Origin of the sequence: Limisphaera ngatamarikiensis (genome assembly GCF_011044775.1) — a bacterium.
GTDB lineage: Bacteria > Verrucomicrobiota > Verrucomicrobiia > Limisphaerales > Limisphaeraceae > Limisphaera > Limisphaera ngatamarikiensis.
This window is the reverse complement of record NZ_JAAKYA010000052.1, coordinates 111,248-133,165: the sequence shown is the minus strand read 5'-3', so window position 1 is coordinate 133,165 and position 21,918 is coordinate 111,248. Positions and strand designations below refer to the sequence as shown.

The following is a 21,918-nucleotide window of genomic DNA, read 5'->3' as shown; positions in this document are numbered from 1 at the left end:
GGGGCATCGTGGTGGGCGAGATGGATGGTGGATTGCGCCGGGTGGCCTACGACGTGGTGGATCGCCTGCAAAGGGCCGGTTTTGAGGCCTTTTGGGTGGGCGGCTGTGTGCGGGACATGTTGCTGGGCAAGGATCCGGAAGACTACGACGTGGCGACCTCGGCGCGGCCCGAACAGGTGGAGCTGCTGTTTCCCAGGACGGTTGCGGTGGGTCGGTCGTTTGGGGTGGTGCGGGTGATTGAGGGGCCGTGGACCGTGGAGGTGGCCACCTTTCGGGCTGAAGCGGGCTACGAGGACGGGCGGCATCCGTCGGAGGTCCGATTCGCCGATGCGCGTGCGGACGCGTTGCGCCGGGACTTTACCATCAACGGGCTGTTCTACGATCCCATCCGCGGGGAGTTGCATGACTGGGTGGGGGGGCGGCGGGACCTGGAAGCGCGGTTGATTCGCACCATCGGAGAGCCCGAGCAGCGGTTTGCCGAGGATCATTTGCGGATGTTGCGCGCGGTTCGGTTTGCGGCCCAACTGGGGTTCGAGGTCGAGGAGCGGACCCTGGCGGCGATTCGGGCGCAGGCGCCCCTGCTGGGGCGGATCAGTGCCGAGCGGATCCGGGATGAACTGTTGAAGCTGTTTGAACCTCCGCATGCAACGCGGGGACTGCGCCTGTTGCGGGAGAGCGGATTGTTGGCGGTGGTTTTGCCCGAGCTCGCGGCTTTTGAGGGCTGTGAACAATCGCCGGATCACCATCCGGAAGGCACGGTTTGGGAGCATGTGATGCGCATGCTGGAGCTGATGCCCGCCGGTGCCGACCGGTTGTTGCCCTGGGCGGTTCTACTGCACGACGTGGGCAAGCCGGTGACGGCCCGGAGGGAACCGGAGACGGGTCGGATCCGGTTCTTCGAGCATGAAAAGGTGGGTGAGCAAATGACGCGGGAGATCCTGGAACGACTTCGTTTCCCGCGAAGGGACATTGAGACGGTGGCGTTTGTCGTCCGGCATCACATGCAGTTCAAGGACGTGCCGCAGATGCGCAAGGCGACGCTGCGGCGGATGCTGCTGCGGCCCACGTTTCCGCTGGAGTTGGAGTTGCACCGTCTGGACTGCCTGGGCTCGCACGGCAGGCTGGATGTTTACGAGATGCTGGTGCGGGAGCGGGCGGAGTTGGAGCGCCGGCCGGAGCTGGTCCCGCCCCTCTTAACGGGGCGTGATTTGCTGGCGTTGGGGATGCGTCCCGGGCCGGAGTTGGGGCGGCTGCTGTGTCAGTTGCGGGAGAAGCAGTTGGCCGAGGAGCTCACCACGCGGGACCAGGCGCTGGCGTGGGTTCGGGAACAACTCGGTGCGGTTGCTCCGGAGCGGGCTGGATCCGGCGCGGCAGCTCCCGGGCGGGAGGGTGCCGACCCTTCTGCAGCACCGGTTACCACACCCGGACCCGGTAGTACGCCTGCGGCAGGGTCCACGGGGGCTGGGGATCGGTGACGAGCAGGACTGCGCCGGTTCCGGGCACATCCGGCCCGATGGGTTCCCAGGATTGGAGGTCGGTGGAGCGTTCCACCCGGTAGGTTCTGCGCGGGGAAGTGGGGAAGGCGACCTGGTGGAAGGTGCTCCACGGGATTGCGGGCAGGAAAGTCAGCACCAGGCGCGAGTTGGGGTCGCGCGGGTCGGTGTCAGCCCGATATTCCTGCCAGGTGGGCACGCCGTCGCCGTCGGGGTCACTCAGCTCGGCTGCGGCCAGGTCGCCGCTGAACCCGTGTTGCTCCAGCCAGGGTCCCGGGGTGCCGAAGGGCAGGGGCGGATAGACGCGGACGAACTCGTTGGTGTTTTCGATGACCCAACGTTGGGGGCCGCTGGTGAGGTAGATCGAATTGTCCGGCTCGATCGTGGCGAAGGCGTTGGAGAGCGCGTTAAGGTCCCGGAAGGTGAACCGGAGCAGGCTGCCAAACCCGCCATAGGGCAGGCTGGTCATGGGATCGTCCGGATTGGGACTGCTCAACAGCAGGACCTGGGTGCCGTCGGATTCGTTGGTTTGGGTGAGGGACCATCCATGAAGGATTTCTCCGGGGGCTGTGGACAGGACCTCCACCGAACACGGCCAATTGGGCCGATAGCGCAACTGGATCCGGCGGATGAATCGGGGGATATAACGGGCGCGGAGGGTGAGAGCGGGCTCACCGGAGCGATCGTCCGGGACCAGCCGCATGTGGCCCAGAGTGACATCTCCGGCGTAATCGGCAGGGTTGAACCAACCGATGATGTAGTTGGTGACCAGGGGATAGTTGGTGGTGGGTGGCTCCGAGTTGGTGTCGATGATGGGGTCGTTAAAATTGGTCCAGACCGGATTGGTGGGCGACAGGGCGACGAGCCCCTGGTAATGGACTTCGAAGGAGGGCATGAAAGCGTTGCTGCCCCGGCGGAGCGTGGCCCATCGAAGGACGTACTGGCCTGCGATGTCCTGGGTGACTTGGCCCAGCTGGGCGGCCAGTTCCTCGGCGTTTTGGGCCGTCACCAGGCGACCGGACGTGGCGGTGGTGAGGGCTTGCAAGGGCGCCGCATCCAGCTCGATGCCGAAACCGAGGCCGTAAATCCGGACGTTGGCGTTGGTGGCGGCGTTGATGAGATCCTCCACGGTGGCGCTGCTTGATTCGTCCCGACCGTCCGAGATGAAAATGACGTAGTGTTGTTCATCCGCGTTGGACGAACCCAGCATGTTGATGGCCGTGGCGAGGGCGTCCCAGACGCGGGAACCGGCCGGGAACCCTTGAACTTGGTTCGTCCAGATGCCCGCGATGGCGTTTTGCACGGCAGCCACGTCGGCACTGAGCGGCTGCACCACGGCCGGGTCCCGGTCCTCGCGATGGAACTCGACCACGCCCACCTGTGAACCGGCGGGCAGACGTGCCACGAAATCTTGTGCAGCCGTGACCATGGCCTCCATGGCGTCCGAGAGGCCGTTGGTGTTGGCATCGCCGTTGGCCAGCGAGGCAACGCTCCAACTGAAGTCCAGCACCAACACCGCTTTGACCAGTTTTCCCAGTCCCGCCCCGGGCGACAGCAGCCATGCGCTTTCGTTGGTGCTGATCGGCCGGTCGTTTTCTCTGGGCACCACGAGAAGCTCGGCCGGGTTGACCACCACGGGCCGGGCCACGGCCGGGTCATCGCTGTCGTAGAGCGAAAATTGGAAGTCGAGCAGGTAGGGTGCGGAGTAGGTGTAGGTGACGTTGGCAATGGTGAGAGCGCCGATGGTGCGCGGAGCGATGGTGAAACGAACGGTGGCCCTGGCCTCACCCCAGGCGTTGGCGGCGATCAATACCACGTCGAAGTCACCCGGCCGGGCCGGCGTGCCCTGGATCAGGCCGGTGGTCCGGTTCACTGCCAGCCCCGCAGGCAGGTTGAGCGCGTCGTAGCGTGTGGGAGACTCTGTGGCGCTGATGGCGAAGCTGAGCGGGACGTTTTCCGTTCCTTGAACGACTGCCGGCGCCTGAATCCGTGGGGCCGAGGAGTCGACCTGCAATTGGAGCGTGGCGGTCGCATGGGTGCAAACGTTGGTGGCGGCCAGAAGGACTGTAAAGCTGCCCGCTTGGATGGGCGTACCCTGGATCACGCCCTGTGCCGGGTCGAGTTCCAGCCCGGGTGGAAGCCCCCAGGCACCAAACGCGTGGGGCGAATGCCGGGCCTGGATCGTGAAGATGAACGGCTGGCCCTGTTTGGCCCGGGCGACCGGCGGAACGGTGATGGTGGGTGGATCCACCTGAACGCGAACCGAGGCCACGCGGCTGGTGGTGGAACCGTATTCGTTGCTGACCACCAAGCGGTAGGAACCTGCCAGGTCCGGAGTGGCCACAGGGAAACGAAGTGTGGCGTTGGTGGCTTCCGGCAGGGGACGGTCTTCCAACAGCCACTGGTAAAGCAAGGAGCCGCTGCCGGCGGCCGTGGCAGACAGTTCAAACGGGTCGCCGCAGGTGACCGTGACGTCTCCCGGTTCGGATGTGATCCACGGCGGCAACGCCTGCACGCGCAGGGCGGCTTCTGGGCTGGTCACGCTGCCGAGCGGGTTGGAGACACGGACCGAGTAGAGACCCTCATGGTGGTTTTCCACCGCCGGAATTTCCAGGACGGCCCTGGTTTCGCCCGCCAGGGCCAGGCCATCCTTGAACCACTGATAGGCCAGGGGAGGATCTCCCACCGCCTTCACATAGAGTCGGACAGGGGCACCCAGAACGGCGTTACGGGTTCTGGGCGGGACAGTGATGACCGGCTGACCGTCCCCCTGAATGGCCAGGCTGTGATAACCGCCGGCAGCGACTGCAATGATGCGGGTCAACCCGGCCGGGGGTGTGCTCTGGCCGAAGTCGTTGCGTCCCCAGCCAACCACGGTGCCATCGGCGCGCAGGGCCAAACTGTGCGCACTGCCGGCGGCAATGGCCACCACGTTGCTCAACCCGGCCGGCACGGAGACCTGCCCCTGGTCGTTGGCGCCCCAGGCAATCACGTTGCCGTCACCGCGCAGGGCCAGGTTGTGGTCATCCCCGGCCGCCACTGCCACCACTTCGTTGAGATCCAACGGCACCTGCAGCTTCCCTCCGGTGTCATCCCCCCATGCGGCCACCAGCCCGTTGGGCAGTAACGCGAGCGTGTGCCCGCGGCCGGCTGCCACGGCCACTGCGCTGGTCACCCCGGCAGGCGGTGCGGGTGCGCGTCCCCAACCGACCAATGCCAGGTCCCGGCGTAGTGCCACGGCATGATCGTATCCGGCCGCTATCGCCACCACTTCGGCCAAATCCGGCGGCACGGCTGCGGCCGGGCTGGTCCCCCATGCCTGCACAGTCCCATCCTCCAAAAGTGCCAGGGAGTAGCCGTAATTTGCGGCAACGGCCCGCGCCGGGGGAAGGGAGACCGGCACATTGGTCTCGCCCTGCAGGTTCCAGCCCCACGCGACGACCCTGCCGTTTGGCCGGACAGCGGCGCTGTGAAGTCCGCCTCCGGCCACGGCCACGACATCGGTTAAACCCGGCGGCGGCAGGCTCTGTCCTTCCAGATTGCGTCCCCAGGCGCGGGGGTAGCTGGCGGCGTGGACGGTGGTGCAACAGGTCAGGGTCACCCCGGCAACGACACGAACGACCAGAATTCGATCCAACCATGACAGGGCTGAGGACCGGCCCTGGTTGGGCATGGGAAACGGGGTTTGCATATGCCTCCAAGCCCCTTTGTCCCAAACGATCCAATGTTATGCAAGGTCAAAAGTCGGCGCCGCCACGGCAAGGGAAGCATCTCGGTTTCTGGCACCCGGCCATTTTTTTCAGGATGGGACGCGGCCTGTTGGGTGGATCCCACCGCCATCATTTCCGAAACCGTCTCGGTGGCCTTCTTCAGGTTTGTGGGCAGAGACCGTTTGACCGACTGGTCTGGAGGGGTGAGCGTCCGCCGGGGCGGGAGTCCGCGGACGATTCGCGGCGGAGAATCAACGGAGATGCGGCCGACGGTACGGTAGGTCTGGGTTGGTGGGGGAGATGGGAATCGAGGGAGGTCACGGTAACCGTGTTCAGCACGATTGTCAGTCCGGGTGTGAGTTATGGCAGCCTGAACATTTGCCGCAATGTGGGGTCGAATACAGGTGGCGACGGCCATTGAGCGGCAGAGTCTGAACGTGGAGCGACGGGGATGATGGACCATCACATGTGGCGAAGGCTTGATTACCGGGGATGACCGGCGATTGCCCCGGCATCCGGGGCGTCCGAGGGCAGGGTGAATCTTTGGCGGGCGTTGAGTCGGACGGGGTTGCCGGCCCGGTTGCACATCGGGAGAGCCTCGGGCAAGCTAGGGCGAAATGGACAGTACAGGGAGCGCCAGGGCATGGAGTTGGAGAGGCACCGGCCGGGAATGGACCCGGCTGGCACGCGCCTTTGCCCTGTCCGTACTGATCCATCTGCTGGTGTACGGTGGTTACCGGGTGGCCCGATACTTGGATTTGCCGTCGGACTGGCTCCTGCCGCAACGGCTTCGGTTTGCGCATCAGCTGGCGCGTGCATTGGCGGAGAAGGAAGAGTCCCTGCAACGGCCCGAAACTCCCCTGGTGTTTGTGGAGGTATCGCCCCGGCAGGCCACGGAGGAACCGCCGCCCGACACGCCGTTTTATTCCGACCGGAACGCCCGCGCGGCCAATCGGGAGGCGGATCAGGAGACCGAACGACCGCGTTTGACCGGCACACAGGAACAGGTGCCCAAGACGGAGGAAGGAGCGGGCTCGCCCGCCGTCGAGGAGTATCAACCGTTGCAACCTGCAGTAGCCCGACCGGTACAACCCGAAGCACCTCCGCCTCCGCCACCAATCCAAACCCCGGCTGAACCGCGGCCGCAGGGGGACCTCGCCCTGGCCGGGAACCAACCGGAAACGCCGCCGGCACAGGTGGAGGCCCCGCGCCCGTCCCGGCCCCGGACATTGGCGGAGGCCCGGGCCCGGCAGGGTGCCCAGTCCCTGCCCGGCGAACGGATGCGTCAGGAGGGCGGGGTGCGCGCCCGGCTGGAGTTTGAATCCCTGGACGTAAAGGCCAGTCCATTTGGTGATTATGATGCGGCGTTTGTGCGGGCGGTGGCTGATCGGTGGTATGCCCTTTTGGACGCCAAGCGGTACCCGGGGTATCAGCGGGGGCGTGTGGTTCTGCGGTTTCAGTTGCACAGTGACGGGCGGGTGACGGACCTGCAGGTGGTGGAGGCTACCGTGGGACTGGACCTGTCGTTGTTGTGCGAGATGGCGGTGCTGGATCCAGCTCCGTATCCTCCCTGGCCGCGTGAGCTGCGCCGGCTGATCCAGGGCGAGGTGCGGAAGGTCCAGTTCACTTTTTACTACAACTGACCGGGTGGCGCGGGGTCCGGGGCGCGAAAGACAGATGTTATGGAAACCTTGGTGTATGTACTGCTGGTGCTGACGTCGTTGGTCAGCCTGACGTTCATCATCGAACGCGGGGTGGCCCTGCGGTGGCGGAAGGTGGTGCCGCCGGAAGTGGAAGCAGCGGTGGAATCGTGTCAGGGGCGTGAGGACGTTCCCATGCTGCGCCGCGTGTGCGAACAACATCCCTCACCCCTGAGCCGACTGCTGTTGCTGGCCATGGAGCACCTGGCCGGGCCGAAGGAGGAAGCCGTCTCGGCATTGGAGACCCGGGCCCGTCACGAGGTGGTGCGATTGGAACGCGGCCTGGTGGTGTTGGAGGTGGCGGTGGGCGTGGCACCGCTGCTGGGGTTGGTGGGAACGATCGTCGGAATGATCAGCCTGTTTGCCAACATCGGTCAGGCCGGTCTCGGCGACGCCGCGCGGCTGGCGCAGGGGATTGCACTGATTCTGAACGCCACGTTGCTGGGGCTGCTGATCGCCATTCCCTCTCTGATCGCATGGAGTTATTTCAACCGCAAGGTGGAAACCCTGGCCGTGGAGATGGAGGCGATCTGCGACGAGTTTTTGCGCCGGCAATACCGTGCGGCAGAGTGTGGGGCCACGGCTTCCCCCGAGGGGCGGGCCGGGGCCGGCATGTCCGCGCGCGCGGCAGTCCGGCGCGTGTGAACCTGCGGGCGGCTGAAAACCATGAGATTTCGGCTTCGAAGCCAGCGGCGACCGCCCACGGTGATCATCGTGGCGCTGATTGATGTATTGATCGTGCTGATCATTTTCCTGATGGTCACCACGACCTTCAAGCAGCACCCGGCGGTGCGGTTGGCGCTGCCGGAGTCCTCGCAGGCGCGTCGGGTGGACACGCATGAGGAGGCCCCGCTGGTGATCGCTGTGGATGCGGAGGGTCGGTTGTGGTGGGGAACGGAGGGCGCGCCGCTGGACTTGGCCACCCTGGCCGCGCGGCTGCGGGAGGAGGCATCCCGACATCCCAACCTTCGGCTGGCACTCAGCGCGGATGAGAAGGCGCCTTTCGGGCAGATCGTCAAGGTCATGGATGCGGCGAGAGAAGCCGGGATCCGGATGGTGAATGCCTTCGCGCGAGAACCCAGCCGCCCTTAACGATGCACGGGTGGACGCTGGATCGGCAATGTCGGGGCTCTGACGGGACCCTGGTGGGCTGAGGAAGGTTGGCCGGGAACAGGAGCCCTTGGTGGCAAGTGAACCGACCTGCGCCGGCTCGGGAACCGGCAGAGACGGTGGCCGTACACTCCGGGTCAAAGGGCGGGCATCGAGGAGGCTCCCCGTGCGACTTTTTCCTGAACGCGCCTCCGTGCATTGCGTCCGTGTTCTCTGTGCTTCTGTGGTGAATCCAGGGGCACGAGGACTGTGACCCCTCCAGATGAGGTCCCATCGCTGCGCTCCTGCGTGCTCCGACAGGTTGGGTGGACCCGCAGCCCCGTGGTCCGCAAGAATCGGCGAGAGCGGGGGGCCGCGCCCCTCCCGGCGGGCGCTTCGCCTGCTCAACGTTTTCGGTTGCGGCGACCCTTCCAGGGTGGCGTGTGCTACCCAATCAACGGGCTCGGGGGCTGTGCCCATCCTGCAATGGTTCCCTGGGAGGGGCCGTCTGCCCGCGGTCCGCAAAAGTTCGAGCTCGAGGGCTCGTGCGCCCATGGCGTTGGCATTTGCGCCCGGGGTGCCTTTCGGACGAGGCGCCGATCGCGACCGGCCTGGTTTGAGGTCAATCCGCTCTTTGTTTTCTCGGGTGAAACCCTTGGCGGCAAGGTCCGTAGCCCAGGGTGGGTGGGCGACGGCCTTTGAAAGAAAAAAAACCCTCCCGGGTAGGCCCCGGGAGGGTTGGTAGAGACCGTGTCAGGCCGTTAGAACTTGTAGATCACGTTCGCCGCGAACAGCACGGAGTTGCGGCGCAGACCGTTGTTGGCGCTGAAGTACTTGCCCTCGTCGGCGTGATCCCAGCGGACCTCGGCGCGGGTCAGTACGTTCTTCCAGAAGTCGTACTGAACTGTACCGGTCAGGGCCCAGACCTGAACGTTGTCCTTGCCAGTCAGGCCAGCCACACCAGTGATCAGCTCACCACGGGCATGGAGGCTGAGCCGGTCGGTGGCGGCGAACGAGCTGTACACACTCACTGCCCAGTGGTCAAGGCCAATGTTGTGGAAATCAAGAACGTCCCACGCGGCGCCGAGGCGTAGACCTTCGATCGGGGTGGCTACTGTGCCCCCCAAGTACCAGCTGGTCGTGTTGTCCGAACCGCTGAAACCGTTGACCACACCGCCGTACAGGGTGGAACCGGCCAGCCAGCCCCAGCTGTCGGGGGCGGTGATGGCAACCGAGCCGAGGTAGGTCTTGTACGACTCGGCTTTAACCGGCCAGGCGCGGCTGTTGATCTGCGGACCCACCGTATCGGCCACGCCGGCGGAGACACTGATCAGTTCGTTGACCCGATAGGAGGCCAGCACGCCGGTATGAGTCCGCGGCTCGATGGTCCGACCATAGGACCGGGTGAAGTTGGGGTTGTCCACGGCAGCGATGGATTCGTAGCCGATCACGCTGTCGAACACACCCATCTTCACGTCCAGTCCGGTGCCGACCGGGACCCGTGTGGCCACGTAGGCCTGACGAATTGCCAGGTCACTGCTTCCGGTGCTCAGCGTGGATTGCGTGCCCAAGGTGTTGGCATCCGGGCCGAACCACAGATCCACCCGATAGCCGGCCGCCCAGTCGGTTTCGTCCAAGGGCTTGGAGATCGAGAGTTGGACGACGTTCAGGTTAAACCCATCAACCTTGTCCGTGCCACCGAACAGCGTCGGCTGAAAGGGCAAGCCGATGTTGCCACCTGTTCCCGTGCCCGGGTTCCATTGGGCCGAGGTGTCCACGTAGCCGCTGATGGTTGTGGAAGAGAGAGCCGTCATCACGGGCACAGCCGCCTCTTCTGCCCGGAGGGCCGAAGGCAGGCTGATCACCCCCACAGCCGCCAATCCCAACGTCCACTGATTCAGTTTCATTAGTTCCTCCGTCTCAGGTTTGGTTTTTCAATGGTTCCGATCGCACTGCAGAACCGGTCGCGGGTTTGGTCGCGCCGGCTCTGCACCAACTCGGTGCAATGCTGTGGCACTGTTTAGCGGGTCGCCGGCGTGGACGCAACAACTTTCTGCGCGATTTTCGGGGTTTTTTGATGACCTAGGTCTCGGGCGGTACACGCCCGGCGGCCCCGTTCATGGCAGGGGTTTCGCAGGGCTGCTGTCGGATGCCAGGGAGCCCGGAGGGGCACGGTCCTCCGTGTCCTCCGGTTCTTGCCGGCCGCGCGGAGGCGGTCTCCGAGGATGGAGAGCCGCGGGGTGCGGGGCCGATGCACCGGCCTCCCGGAGGGGCGCGGTCCCGTTTACCTGTCTCTCCCGGGGACCCTGGTTCGGGGTGGCCTGGCGGGTGGCCGATGCGACATGGTTGGCGGGGGTTTTGAACTGTTCAACGCGGCCGTGCCCGGCCTATGGTACGGTGTCCTATGAATCAACCGGATCGTCTTGAGGAACTCTGGCGTTTGCAGCGCGCCCTCAACGAGCGCATCGGCGTGCGCACCGAGGGGATGAACGAGGCTGAGCGGGTGCAGTGGATCCTGAATTATTGCCGCGCCATGTCGCAGGAGATCGCCGAGCTGACCGACAGCGTCCCTTGGAAATGGTGGGCCCGGTACCAAAAGTTCGACGAACAAAACGCGCGTGTGGAGGTGGTGGACCTGTTTCATTTTCTCATCAGTCTGGCCCAGGTCCTGGGAATGAGCGCCGAGGACGTTTACCAGGCGTACCTGAAAAAGAACGAGGTGAATTTCCGGCGCCAGGAAACCGGGTACACTGTCAAGGACGAGACTGATTCCCGGCACATTTGAACGGCGTGGGGCCCGGGCGCGGCTCGAGGGTGGTGTCCGCGTTCAGCCCGTCCGTCAACGGAGGTTGGGCCGGGCAGGTCAATTCTTAAAGTCGCGGGACTGGAACGCGACCGCGCCGACGATGAACGTGGTGGCGTTCACGGCGGCCAGGATCGCCTGCGATTGCAGGATGTCCCACCACGGGATCGGGGTGTTGAAGACGCGGAGCCAACACCGAAAATGGTGGGGCAGCAACCAGAGCTCGTAACGGTCGAAGAAGGGGATGGACTCCAGCACGAGGTTCAAGAACAGGTAGGACAGCGCCAGAATTGTGGCCGCGGCCGGTCGCACCCGGAAACAGGAAAACATAAAGGCCAGGCTCAGCATGGTGAAGGCGTTGGACGCCAAAAAGAGATGGGCCAGAACGTAGCGGCCCAGCCCGGTTCCGCTGTCCAGCAGGGCGAAGGTCTGGCCGGGCACAAACACGAACATCCCCTTCCACGGGAACCAGAGTCGGGCCAGCCCGAGTGCGGTGCCGCCCAACACCAGCACCAACAGAATGGCAAAGCCGGCTCCGGCAAGCCACTTGGCCGTAAGCAGCTCCAGGCGCCCAATGGGCCGGGCCAGGATCATGCGGAGGGTGCCGTCCTCGGCCTCCTTGGCCACCAGATCGCCTCCCACCAGGGTGGCATAGAGGGGCATCAACAGGAGGATTTGCGGGATCAACATGATGACCGCCACGGTGAGGGCGGACATGAACTCCGCGGCGATGTAACCGTTCCCCTCCAGCAGGCGGGCCATGCTGGTCTGCCAGCGGGTGTGCTGGAACAGCAGCAGCATAACCAGCTGCGCCAGGAAAAACATCACGAAGCCGATGTAGGTTCGCTTTTTGCCGAACAGTTTCCAGAACTCGTTGCGGACGGCGTGACGGAGTTTCATACGCGGTCGGTGGTGGATGCAGCTTCGGTGACCGGAGGGGTGGGCCGTTGCATCAGGCTCAGGTACAGACTTTCCAGCGACGCGCGCGGCCGGTGGATCTCGCGGAGTCGGTATCCCGACTCGACCAGGCGACGGGCCAGGGTGTCGGTTTCCACGCCGGGCGCCGGGATGACCCAACCGCCCTCCGGGTCGCGCCCGCTGTGGCGGATCAACCCCTCCCGGGCCAGGGCAGCCACGGCCTCGGCAAACGGCTCCGCCTCCAGGCGCACCAGGTTCGAGGCCGACTGCAAACGGTCCCAGGGACCGTCAAACACTTTCCGGCCCTGGCGCAGCACGACCAGATGCGTGCAGAGTTCCTCCACCTCATTCAGCCGATGCGAGGAGAAGAGGATGGTCAGGCGCAGGTCCCGGTGGAGCTGCCGGATCATTTGTCGCAGTTCATACATGCCCTCGGGGTCCAGTCCCTCGCCGGGCTCGTCGAGGATGAGGATCTCCGGTCCGGGTAGGAGGGCCTGGGCCAGGGCCAGTCGCATGCGCATGCCGTGGGAGAAGGTGCGCACCGGCGCACGTTCGTTGCCGTTCAGGCCCACGCGCTGCAAGGCATTGGCGATTTCCGCGCGCGAGACCGGCGCGGTGTAGCTGCTGAAGATTTCCAGGTTGCGCCGGGCGCTGAGCTCTTCATAGAAGGCCGGGGTTTCGAACAGGGCACCGACGCGGGCCAGGGCACGGGCGCGGTGGCGCGTGACCTCCCAGCCCTGAACGCGCACCTCGCCGGCGTCCGGCCAGACCTGGCCGAGGATCATGCCGATGACCGTGCTTTTGCCGGCGCCATTGTGACCCAGCAACCCGCACACCGCCCCGGCCGGGACACTGAAACTCAGGTCCTCCACCGCCGGTCGGCGCCCGAACCGCTTGGACACATGCCGGACTTCAATGGCAACCGGGTTCATGGCCCCTCCAGCACCAGCAGATTCCGCACGCTGCCGTCGGCGTACAGGTAGTTCACCGCGCGACGGTCGCCGCGGGCCTTGTGAAACCGTTCCTTGTCGAAAAACACCGGCACCCGCGTGGCGCCAAACCGGAGGCCAAACAGTTCCGGATCATGGGCCGGTTGCCCGTTGAGCAGACTGTTCCAAGCGTAGCTGGAACCGGTGGTTTCGAACAGACGTGCGCCATCCGAGGGACAACGGAACACGGCCCGGTTACCGACCTCGTCCGCCAGCACCTCATCCGGCGTGGGCAGGACGACGGTCGCAGGTACGGCGTTGGTGTCGGGAGCGCGATCCCGCATGACCGGAAACCGCTGCCGGTTCTGGTCCACGTACATCTGCAGGGCGAGCCCGATCTGCCGCAGGTGTCCCGTGCAGGCGGTGGCCCGGCCGGCCTCGCGCGCACGACCCAGGACCGGCAACAACAGGGCCGTCAACAGGGACAAAATGGCCATGACAACCAGCAGTTCCCACAGGGTAAAGGCCGGCAGGGGGTGTGAATGGTGGGGATGGGCGGGGCGTCGAGCCGGCATGGTTGCGGTCAAGGTTGGCCGCCGCCGCGCATCCAGCGGCCGCTCTGCATCAGTCGCTGGATCTCCTCGAGCACGGGCGCCAGTTCGGCCTTGGTTTGGGCGGAACTCCGGGCGTAGAACGCGCGCAAGCCGTGCACGGCCACCTGGCGTTGGAGTTCTTCGCTCCAGCCCGGAGGGGGGGCGACGACTTCGTTGCCGAGGTCGGTGGCGGCCTCCTGGAGCCGGCGCAGCGCGTCCCGCAGCATTCGTTGGCGCCGGTCCGGTGGGAGTTCCTCGAAGGCCGAAAGCATCTGCTCCATGCCGGTGGGAAGTGTGGCATCCAGAAAAGCGGCGCGTTCGGCTTCGGTCATGGCGGCGAACCAGTTGGTCCACAGGCCGCTCAGGCGCAGCCGGCGCCTTTCCTCGAATGGCAGCGCATTGATCCAGTCGGCCAGCTGTTGCAATGCGTGCGCGCGATCCCGGCCCTGGAGCCGGGCCAGGTCGGTACTCTCCATCCACTGCCGGATACGGTCGGCGGTGACCTTTTGTCGGTCGAACCCGTGGTACAAGGTCAAGGCCAGGCCCCAGACGGCCAACAGGGCGGCCGCTCCGCAGAACCATGTCCGGATGCGCCGGTTCATCCGGTTCCAAAGGTAGTCGGGTCGGGCCAGCCGGGCCAAGAACGAACCCGGATTTGTTTCCACGGGTTCAGCAGCCTTGGGTGACCTTCAAGGGCCGGTGTCAACGCGCCAGGAACTCGAGAGGCCCGCCACACCTGGCTCCATAAAGCTGCCCCGGTTGCCTGAGTGGAGATGCCGGTGGCATGGGCCGCGTCGGCCATGACCCTTCCGGAAGGAGCGGGACCGGGAGCATGGCAACCCGGACCTACGCCTGTGCTCTCAACGGGAGCCGGCGCGGGGAGGTTCACCCCTGCTGACGACCGCGCGGCGGGGCGAACCGCGGGTGACCGGGTCCATTCCAGGGCTCTCTTTTTTAAATGGTGTGCTTGCAACGCCGCCGCACAGGCAATGAGGTTCGGATCTTCAGGCCCGCATTTTTGCTTGCAGTGACGACGCACGTGGACCCTGAGGGCACGAGACCGGCACAAGAACGCCGGCCATGATTGCATGGATTAAAACGCTGTGACAATTGATCCGGTCACAGTCGCAGCAGGCAGAGGGCCTGCCGGAGAGGTGCCGGCCCTTGCAGGGCTGGTGGCGTTCCGGCAGGCCCGGGGTGGTAACCGCGGTCCCTTGCTGAACTTTCGCTGCAGGGGATTGCCCGGGCCATGAGACTTGCGGCACAGCCTGTTGGCTTCGCCGGTTGCTTCCCGAGCTTGAACCGGCAACCCTTGTTGTCATCATGGGGGGCAAAAGAACAACCGGGACCAGACGGGCCGTGAAACCTTCCGCTTCATTCCCATCGCGCAGGTGTTCAGCCGTGTGGTCAACCTTCCCCGGCTCGGAGGCGTGGCAACCGGCGGTACTGCGGCTTGCCGGTACATTGTACGGCTGGCTGCCCGTGTGGGTTCGGTCATGGGCAGGCGTGATGGAAGCGGCAAGCGGATCGGCGGGATCATGCGCATCCACTCGACTATGAAATCATCCCTTGTCATCTACGCCGTGTTGGGCATGGGCCTGGCCACGCCATCGCTGCCGGGGCAGGTGCAGCGCGGCGAAATGTATGGCTACCTGCTGTTCGACGGGGAACGGTTGCCCTGGGAGTTCAACGCCGGTTTTTCCATGTACGTGGCCGCCTGGCCGCTTCTCGATCATTACCCGGGGCACGACTTCCAGACCGGGCTGCCGAGCACCTGGATGTTCCCGTTGCATGAACCCGGGCAACAACCAAAGGAAGAATGCTACACCGACATTGAGGGCGGGCTTGGTTGGTGGCGGGACACACGTTTCCCCACCACCACGCCGAAGTTCATCATGGGCGGGGTGGGCCCGAACTTTTCGGTGATCGCCAACGGCCCGGGTTACGGCGCGGGCACTTGGGAAGAGGAGCGCGGTCTCTACGGCGTGGTTCAACTCAGTCCCTGGCTGCTGTTTCCTTTGGACGGTCTGAATCTCAAGCAGGGCGTGCAGGGCGAACTGTTCGGTTACGGCTATTTGCCCCTGCCGCTGATGGATCCCAAACCCACCACCGCAGGGCGCAACGTGCCGACCGGCAATCAATGCTGGACGCTGTTTTTGAACACGGCCAACTTCAAGGGACCCGTGGCCTTCTTCACGCCCTACTTTTGGTCCCGCGCGTTACTGAAGAATCCCCAGTGGGCGGGCAAGCTGCTCGACACGGCTCCGTCCGACCCCAACAAGGCCATCCAGATGGAGACCCAGCACATTCCGGCCGTTTTCAGTCGGAGTCGTGATGGAACCTGGTTTGCCCGCCTGGCACCGACATTGTTTCCGATCGGCCCCTCCGGCGAGTCGGTGCTGCTGCATCGGCACACGGTTTATACGAGGGCTGCCTTGTGGGACCGGGTCCGCCGCTGGTTCGAAGGCGGGCCGCCCGCCGACGGGCTGATCCAGGCCTCAGCCTCTGCCACGCAGAGGTTCAGAGCCTCCGGGGGGTCCACCTGGGCCTTTTTTCCGCCAGGCGTGGATCGGAAACAGGCTGCGCCGTTGGCGTGGGGCTCCTTCGCCAGTTTCGTCACGCCCGACCCGTTGACACTGGGCATCCGATGGAACCGGGAACTCACCCGCACCACGGGCAGATTGGTAAGGCTTCCCGAGTTCTTCCGCCTGGCCAGCGACGGGGACAAGCCACGCTGGGTGGTCGTCTCGGCCGAAGAGGTTCCGGACGAGCTGGGCCTGAAACAATACCGCTTTGAAACGCCGAAAGAACCGCCCCAACCGCCACGGACCACGCCGGAAGACCCGGAAAGCTGCTGGAAGAAGCCGGGACCGGTTGCAGGCCCCTTCAAAGCCCGGCTGGGAGACGGCAGTGTGGTGACCTACTATTGGTACCGGTTTGCCGATCAGCCGGCCATGCTGAACGCGGACCTTACCCCTGAGGAACGTGAGGCCGTCCAGCAGCGCGTTGAAAAGCTCCATCGCGCCTGGACCAAGGACCGCAACTACCTGCCACCGCCCGACTTTGGCCCGCTGGCGAGCTTGGACCCGGCTTTGATTGTTACGCCGCCGCGCGGGCTGGAAGTTGGTTACGTTCCCATCGCCGTACGGCAGGAACTGGAGAAAAGGCCATGACCGGCCCCGGACACGGTGTGGGTGCCGGGCTGAATCGGAGCACCCTTCCGCGGCAAACCCCGGCATCGCAGCGTTGATTCAAGAAGCCCGCGGGACTGCGACGAGCGGGTTCAGCCGTTGGGCCCGGAGCATGATAGCCGGGCCAACCGGCGACTCGAGCCGAGCCCCCGTTGGGGCTCAGCAAGCACGCTGCAGCAGACTGCTGAAAAACGCGGCTTTTGAGCGACGGCTTCGTGATTCCCATCTGTTTTTCTTACGTAACGTGCGCTTCTGGCGCCGATTTCAGCCCGCTTCCGCCGCTTCCGCCGGCTCTTGCGCCGGACGCACCGGCGTGGCTGCGCCGGGTTGGGCGTCTGCTGCGGGTGAGCCGGGCAGAGTTGACCCGGGATGAGACATGCAAAACCGCATTTTGGGCAAGATTTGCCGGGCCGGGTGACAGGGCCAGAGCGGCATCTTCAGCAAATGCCTCTACACAAATAAGTTACGATCCGTTTGGACGCTTGTTGTGGGGGTGTTGTCAGGCATGAAAACTGCTGGCCCGCCAAGTGTGGAACCGATTTTGAAGACGGAGCATTTGCGCGTCGAGTATCCGCCGGCGCGGCGGGGGGAGCCGCCCAAGGTGGCGGTGAAGGATCTGAGTTTGCGGGTGTATCCCGGGGAGGTTTTTGGGTTTCTGGGGCCGAACGGCGCGGGCAAGACGACGACGATGAATGTGTTGTTGGGGTTTGTTCGGCCCACCGGGGGCGAGGCGTACCTGTTTGGGGTGAACGTGAAGGATCCGATCGCGCGGCAGCGGATAGGGTATCTGCCGGAGCTGACGTATTACTACCGGTTTTTGACGGCGGAGGAGATCCTGCGGTTTTACGGGCGGCTGTTTGGGCTGGGTGGCGCCGAGCTGGATCGGCGGATTGATCGGTTGCTGAAGCTGGTGGAGTTGGAGTCGGCGCGGCACCGGCCGTTGAAGCATTATTCCAAGGGGATGCAGCAGCGGGTGGGGCTGGCGCAGGCCCTGATCAATGACCCGGACCTGTTGATCCTGGACGAACCGACCAGCGGGCTGGATCCGCTGGGACGGATGAAGGTGCGGGAGATCATTCAGCGGCTCAAGAACGAGGGGAAAACGGTGTTTTTCTCGTCGCATGAACTGGGGGAGGTGGAGACGGTATGCGATCGGGTTGCGATCGTGCACCAGGGTGAGCTGAAGGTGGAGGGTCGGGTGGAGGATCTGGTGCGGAGTCACCAGGCGAATTTGGAGCAGGTGTTTTTGCGGATTATCGGGTATCCGACGAGTCTGGCGGCATGAAAACGTTGTGGGCACTGGCCGGAGTGGTGGTGAAGGAGCTGTATCGGCGGAAGGACTTTTACGTCCTGTTTGTGCTGACGGCTCTGATCACGTTGTTGCTGGCTTCGGTGGACTTTTTTGAGGACGTGCGGGTCGTGCGGTATTTGCGGGAGGTGACGTTGTTGTTGATCTGGGTGTCGGGCCTGGTGATTGCGGTGGTGACGGCGGCGCGTCAGATCCCGGCCGAACGGGAAAGCCGGACCATCTTTCCGTTGTTGGCCAAGCCGGTGACGCGGGCGCAGGTGGTGTTGGGCAAGTTTGCCGGGGTATGGCTGGCGACGGGATTGGCGCTGGCGCTGTTTTACGGGTTTTACCTGGTGGTGGGGGCGCTGCAGGGCGCGCCGGGTTCATGGACGCTGGGGTTCCAGGCGTTTTGGCTGCACTGGATGATGCTGGGGGTGGTGGTGAGCATGGCGATTCTGGGGTCGCTGGTGTTCAGTGCGCCCTCGGTGAACAGCACGATTTGTTTCATTGTGGTGGCGGGGATTCTTTTGCTGGCGGGTCATCTGAACGTGATGGCGGCCGCGCAGCCGGATCCGTGGGGCTCGGTGTTGTACGCCCTGTACTTTGCCGTGCCGCATCTGGAGTTGTTCGATGTGCGTGACCTGTTGATTCACGAGCATCCGCCGGTGGCATGGGGCGCAATGGGGGTGGCGACGCTGTACGCGGCGGTGTATGCCGGGCTGTTCCTCACGGGTGCGTGGTGGATATTCCGCAAGAAGGCGTTGCCGACATGACGGGTCGAATCACAGCCCTGGTGTGGACAGCCGGCCTTGTCCTGGCGATGGGCCTGGGCGCATGGCTGGAGCCGCGCTCGGAAGCATGGCGGGGCCGGCGCGCACAGGCCGACAGTCTGCTGTGGACGTTGCTGGGCGACGGACGCCGGCTGTTTGCCAACCACTTTTTCGTGAAGGCGGACGTGTACCTGCACAGCGGCTATTACCCCTCAATTTTCGATCAGGCGCGGCAGGCGTGCGAACACGGGGTGGACGCGGACGCTCACGATCACGACGGCCACAACGCGGAGTCCAGGGACGGTGGCGGGATGCTGGCCGCGGCTGCTTTCGGGGAGGTGAGCCGGGGAAGCCATGAGCATGAAGAAGGTCGCAAGGAGGTGGAGGGCGGTTTCATGGGCCCGCCCCGCGATTGGATTGACCGGTTGAGCCGGCATTTCAAGGTCACCGAGCATACACATCTGTCCGGAGGACGCACCGAAGCGGAAGTGTTGCCGTGGTTGCGGGTGGCGGCGGAGTTTGATCCACATCAGATCGAGGTGTACACCACGGCCGCGTACTGGCTGGCCAACCGGTTGGGGAAGCCCGATCAGGCGGAGGCGTTCCTGCGGCGCGGGTTGCGGGCCAATCCGGACAGTGAGGAAATCTTGTTTGAGCTGGGCCGATTGGCCTGGCAGCACCGACGGAACGCCGACCGCGCGCGGCATCTGTGGCAGGCGGCGGAACGGGCCTGGCACGCGCACAACCCGGTGTTGAACGAGACCAACCGCCTGGTGCTGAGCCGCATTGTCGGCATGCGGGCGCAGATGGAAGAGGATCTGGGCAACTACGAGGAAGCGATCCGGTACTGGACGAAACTGCAGGAGTTGTCGCCGCAACCGGAGGCGATTGCCCGGCGGGTGGCGTCGTTACGCGATCGGCTGTCGGGGATGCATTGATCGGGTGAGCCGGGGGTGCAGCAAGGTTGCCCCACCCGTTGGACGTGGGCGCGGTGTGAGGGGCTGTCGGGTGCTGGATCCTCCCGGCCGGTGTTCGAGGGTGGACGGCGCGCGCCAGCGGGCGGACAGGTCAGGGCCGGGCTTGGCCCTCAGAGGCTCCGCAACCACGGGAGAACACGACGCGGCTCCGGCGGGCCATCGGAAATCTGCAAGGCGCGGCGGCGACCGAGCTCGGCGTAGAGTTGTCGAAGTGTTGGGGCGGGCAGCGCAGGTTCGGCGCGGGCCAGAAAGAGCGGTCGGGGTGCGGCCAGCAGGACGGGCGTGAGAGGTCCGTTCATGGCGAGGAAACCCGGGCAGAACAGGTCGGGTTGCGCGAGTCGTTCGATGTCCTGCAGGTCCATGTGTTCCAGGTCGGCCACCACTGCGTCGGCCTCCGGAGCGGCGAGCAGGGCCCAGAGGCCGGCCCGGCCGGATCCCCACAGCAGCCGGCCTTTGGGCGGGGCACCTGAAGGTGCCAGGTTGGCCACACTGCGCAGGAGGGCGACGACCGTCCGGACGTGGACCTGCAGTGCCGTGCGATTGTAGGTGTAAAAATGGGGCGAAGCCTCGGGCGCCGGAACCGCCGGGAATCGGGAGATGGTGACGACCGTATGGCCCTCGTGCAGGAGGTCGGCCATGAGACGGGTCTGCGACGCGGACCCGGCTCCGTTGGCGGGGTCCGTGAGAAGCAGGACCATCCAGTGGGCGCGTTGGGGCCGGGTTTGTTCGGGGGCGGGCAGGTGATAGAAACCCTCGATGGGTTCCGGCAGGTCGGGGTCGTGGATTTCGAAACGGGCCGTGCGTGTGGTGGTCGAGCCCTGCAGGGGTGAGAATCGCAGCGTGGGCGGTCGGTCGGGGGGCGCCAGCTGGAGGGTGTGGAACCAGAGCGGCCGGGCCACGAGCCGGAACGAGTTGAAGTCGTCGCGGCGTTTGGGGAGGAGCGATTCCCACTGGCGTCGGCGGATTTCGATGCGTGTGCGGATGTAGTCCTCGGCCGTGAGGGTGGGTTGGGGTCGGCGCGGGTCATCCCCGATCCAGAGCTGTTGTTCAGGGAGAGTGGGGCAGGGTGGCTCGGGTGAGGCGGGTCGGTCCGGTTCACCCAGCAACCAGCGTTCGAACCATGCGTAGACGGCTTCGCGGCTGGCACGGTTGTAGTTGTGACCGGCGTCGAAGCGAACATAGCGCAGGTGATCCGGGACGCCGAGCAACCGGTAGACGGTTTCGATGGCGGGGCCTTCGATCTCCAGGGTGGTACGGGTCCAATCGCCGGTGGCGGCCACCAGGATTTGCGGTCGCGGCGCGGCTGCGGCTGCGAAGTCGAGGTTTGAGAACCGGATGCGCAAGCCCGGAGCATTTTCGCACACGCAGCCACCCTGCATGGAATGGGAGACCATGCAGACCGGGGCGACGACGGCGGGGCGATGGTCCACGGCCGCCAACAGGAAGGTTTGCGTGGCGCCGCCGGATGCGCCGGTCACGCCAATCCGGTTGGTATCCACCTCGGGCAGGCTGCAGAGGAAATCGAGGGCGCGGAGGCTGTTCCAGAGCTGGAGCCCCAGGAGGTTCACGCTCCACAGCCGGGCGGTGTCCGTCTCGGGGAAGGCGCGGTGTCGTTGGTCGAAAGTGGCGGCGTCGAACCGGGCGGGGCCGTCCGGGGCGAAAAACGTGTCGCCGTAGCCGACCATGTCGTAGGCAAAGGCCACCATGCCGCGTCGGGCGAAATGGATGCAGCGGGCGGGGAACCCGCCATCGGGCGATGGCGTGGCCCGGCCCAGCGGCCAGTGTCCGTGGGGATTTAGCACGGCCGGGAACGGGCCGTTGCCGCGGTCACGCGGCTGGTAGAGGTTGCCCCCCAGGTAAAAGCCGGGCCAGGTTTCAAGCAGGACCTTTTCGACGGTGAAACCTTCGTGGTCGGTGCGATCGAATCGGTGGACGCGGAGCGGTGGGCGATCCGGCATGGGCCAGAGCCCGGCACTGACGAGGATTTGTTCCCGGATCTGACGGGTGCGGCTTTCCCAGTCCGCCCGTGAGACGGGAGGTTCGAACGTGCGGGGTGTGTTGTGGGTTCGAACCGTGGGCTGGGCGGGAACGGTGGAAGTTGCCGCCGCGAAGGTCAGCAGTCCGAGGAAAACGCTCCCGGCGCGGTGCAGCAGGGCTGTTGCCGGCCGGCGCAGGCCCCGGGAGCCTTCATCCGTTCCCTCCCGGGGGTTGACAACTCTCCGAGCGGCCCGGGGAAGAATTCGCGACGCGTGGACCGTGCGCGCGTTGGTGGAAAACCGCGTTGCCGGACGCATGGCCTGCAGGATGAGCCGTGGCAACGGATTGCGCCAGCCGGAAACGGTCGCGGGCCGACGAGACGTCAGGCTCGGGCGGATGCGCGCGGTGATGCAGGGAACGGCCGTGGGGACCGCGGTTGTTTTTGCCGGGTGACGTGCCGTAAGATGCGCGGGATAAGAG

Annotated in this window: 16 protein-coding genes; 9 read left to right on the top strand and 7 right to left on the bottom strand. The window is 65.2% G+C overall.

Translation table 11 applies throughout. The annotated features are described in order from the left end of the window. The first annotated feature begins 20 nt into the window (after positions 1 to 20). Positions 21 to 1,475 carry a CCA tRNA nucleotidyltransferase gene (locus G4L39_RS07865; protein ID WP_165107260.1) on the top strand — a complete coding sequence of 485 codons (1,455 nt, stop codon included), beginning with the start codon at positions 21 to 23 and terminating at the stop codon, positions 1,473 to 1,475. On the opposite strand, the gene G4L39_RS07860 is transcribed toward G4L39_RS07865, so the two are convergent. After that, the gene (locus tag G4L39_RS07860; protein WP_165107258.1) at positions 1,414 to 5,184 is read right to left on the bottom strand and encodes a putative Ig domain-containing protein; all 3,771 of its coding nucleotides are present in this window, start codon (positions 5,182 to 5,184) and stop codon (positions 1,414 to 1,416) included. The two genes, G4L39_RS07865 and G4L39_RS07860, sit on opposite strands and share 62 nt — an antisense overlap. 636 nt (positions 5,185 to 5,820) lie before the next feature. On the opposite strand from G4L39_RS07860, the gene G4L39_RS07855 reads away from it, so the two are divergent. The 3 genes from G4L39_RS07855 to G4L39_RS07845 are packed head-to-tail and all read left to right on the top strand — an operon-like array spanning position 5,821 to position 7,995. Then, positions 5,821 to 6,846 carry an energy transducer TonB gene (locus G4L39_RS07855; RefSeq protein WP_165107257.1) on the top strand — a complete coding sequence of 342 codons (1,026 nt, stop codon included), beginning with the start codon at positions 5,821 to 5,823 and terminating at the stop codon, positions 6,844 to 6,846. A gap of 39 nt (positions 6,847 to 6,885) precedes the next feature. After that, a complete protein-coding gene (locus G4L39_RS07850) occupies positions 6,886 to 7,548 on the top strand; it encodes a MotA/TolQ/ExbB proton channel family protein (RefSeq protein WP_165107255.1) in 663 nt (220 codons plus the stop codon). A gap of 21 nt (positions 7,549 to 7,569) precedes the next feature. Then, positions 7,570 to 7,995, top strand: coding sequence for an ExbD/TolR family protein (locus G4L39_RS07845; RefSeq protein WP_165107254.1), 426 nt, complete (start codon positions 7,570 to 7,572; stop codon positions 7,993 to 7,995). A 758-nt stretch (positions 7,996 to 8,753) separates the two neighbouring features. Here G4L39_RS07845 and G4L39_RS07840 read toward each other — a convergent pair. Further along, positions 8,754 to 9,899 (bottom strand): outer membrane beta-barrel protein, encoded by a 1,146-nt coding sequence (locus tag G4L39_RS07840; protein ID WP_165107253.1) that lies wholly within the window; start codon positions 9,897 to 9,899, stop codon positions 8,754 to 8,756. Between the two features lie 497 nt (positions 9,900 to 10,396). Here G4L39_RS07840 and G4L39_RS07835 point away from each other — a divergent pair, with 497 nt between their 5' ends. Beyond that, on the top strand, positions 10,397 to 10,777 hold the full coding sequence (locus G4L39_RS07835; protein ID WP_165107251.1) for a dUTPase: 381 nt from the start codon (positions 10,397 to 10,399) through the stop codon (positions 10,775 to 10,777). A 78-nt stretch (positions 10,778 to 10,855) separates the two neighbouring features. Here the strand turns inward: G4L39_RS07835 and G4L39_RS07830 are convergent, their stop codons facing one another. From G4L39_RS07830 to G4L39_RS07815, 4 genes are read right to left on the bottom strand one after another with little or no spacing between them, the layout of a single operon-like run. Next, entirely contained in the window at positions 10,856 to 11,695 is an 840-nt protein-coding gene (locus G4L39_RS07830; RefSeq protein WP_165107250.1) for an ABC transporter permease, read from the bottom strand. Beyond that, a complete protein-coding gene (locus G4L39_RS07825) occupies positions 11,692 to 12,645 on the bottom strand; it encodes an ABC transporter ATP-binding protein (protein WP_165107248.1) in 954 nt (317 codons plus the stop codon). The genes G4L39_RS07830 and G4L39_RS07825 overlap by 4 nt, the downstream gene beginning before the upstream one ends. Next, positions 12,642 to 13,217 (bottom strand): type II secretion system protein, encoded by a 576-nt coding sequence (locus G4L39_RS07820; protein ID WP_165107247.1) that lies wholly within the window; start codon positions 13,215 to 13,217, stop codon positions 12,642 to 12,644. The genes G4L39_RS07825 and G4L39_RS07820 overlap by 4 nt, the downstream gene beginning before the upstream one ends. Positions 13,218 to 13,225: 8 nt before the next feature. Further along, positions 13,226 to 13,900 carry a hypothetical protein gene (locus G4L39_RS07815; RefSeq protein ID WP_165107245.1) on the bottom strand — a complete coding sequence of 225 codons (675 nt, stop codon included), beginning with the start codon at positions 13,898 to 13,900 and terminating at the stop codon, positions 13,226 to 13,228. A gap of 891 nt (positions 13,901 to 14,791) precedes the next feature. Between G4L39_RS07815 and G4L39_RS07810 the strand changes: the two genes are divergently transcribed. From G4L39_RS07810 to G4L39_RS07795, 4 genes are all read left to right on the top strand, one after another. Further along, positions 14,792 to 16,408 carry a hypothetical protein gene (locus G4L39_RS07810; protein ID WP_165107244.1) on the top strand — a complete coding sequence of 539 codons (1,617 nt, stop codon included), beginning with the start codon at positions 14,792 to 14,794 and terminating at the stop codon, positions 16,406 to 16,408. Positions 16,409 to 16,931: 523 nt separating this feature from the next. Then, on the top strand, positions 16,932 to 17,711 hold the full coding sequence (locus G4L39_RS07805) for an ABC transporter ATP-binding protein (RefSeq protein ID WP_205880865.1): 780 nt from the start codon (positions 16,932 to 16,934) through the stop codon (positions 17,709 to 17,711). Further along, positions 17,708 to 18,487, top strand: coding sequence for an ABC transporter permease (locus G4L39_RS07800; protein ID WP_165107242.1), 780 nt, complete (start codon positions 17,708 to 17,710; stop codon positions 18,485 to 18,487). Before G4L39_RS07805 ends, G4L39_RS07800 begins: the two co-directional genes overlap by 4 nt. After that, positions 18,484 to 19,422: a tetratricopeptide repeat protein gene (locus G4L39_RS07795; RefSeq protein ID WP_165107241.1), complete on the top strand. Its 939-nt coding sequence runs from the start codon at positions 18,484 to 18,486 to the stop codon at positions 19,420 to 19,422. The genes G4L39_RS07800 and G4L39_RS07795 overlap by 4 nt, the downstream gene beginning before the upstream one ends. A 149-nt stretch (positions 19,423 to 19,571) precedes the next feature. Here the strand turns inward: G4L39_RS07795 and G4L39_RS07790 are convergent, their stop codons facing one another. Further along, entirely contained in the window at positions 19,572 to 21,755 is a 2,184-nt protein-coding gene (locus G4L39_RS07790) for an alpha/beta hydrolase family protein (RefSeq protein ID WP_165107240.1), read from the bottom strand. Positions 21,756 to 21,918 lie beyond the last annotated feature (163 nt).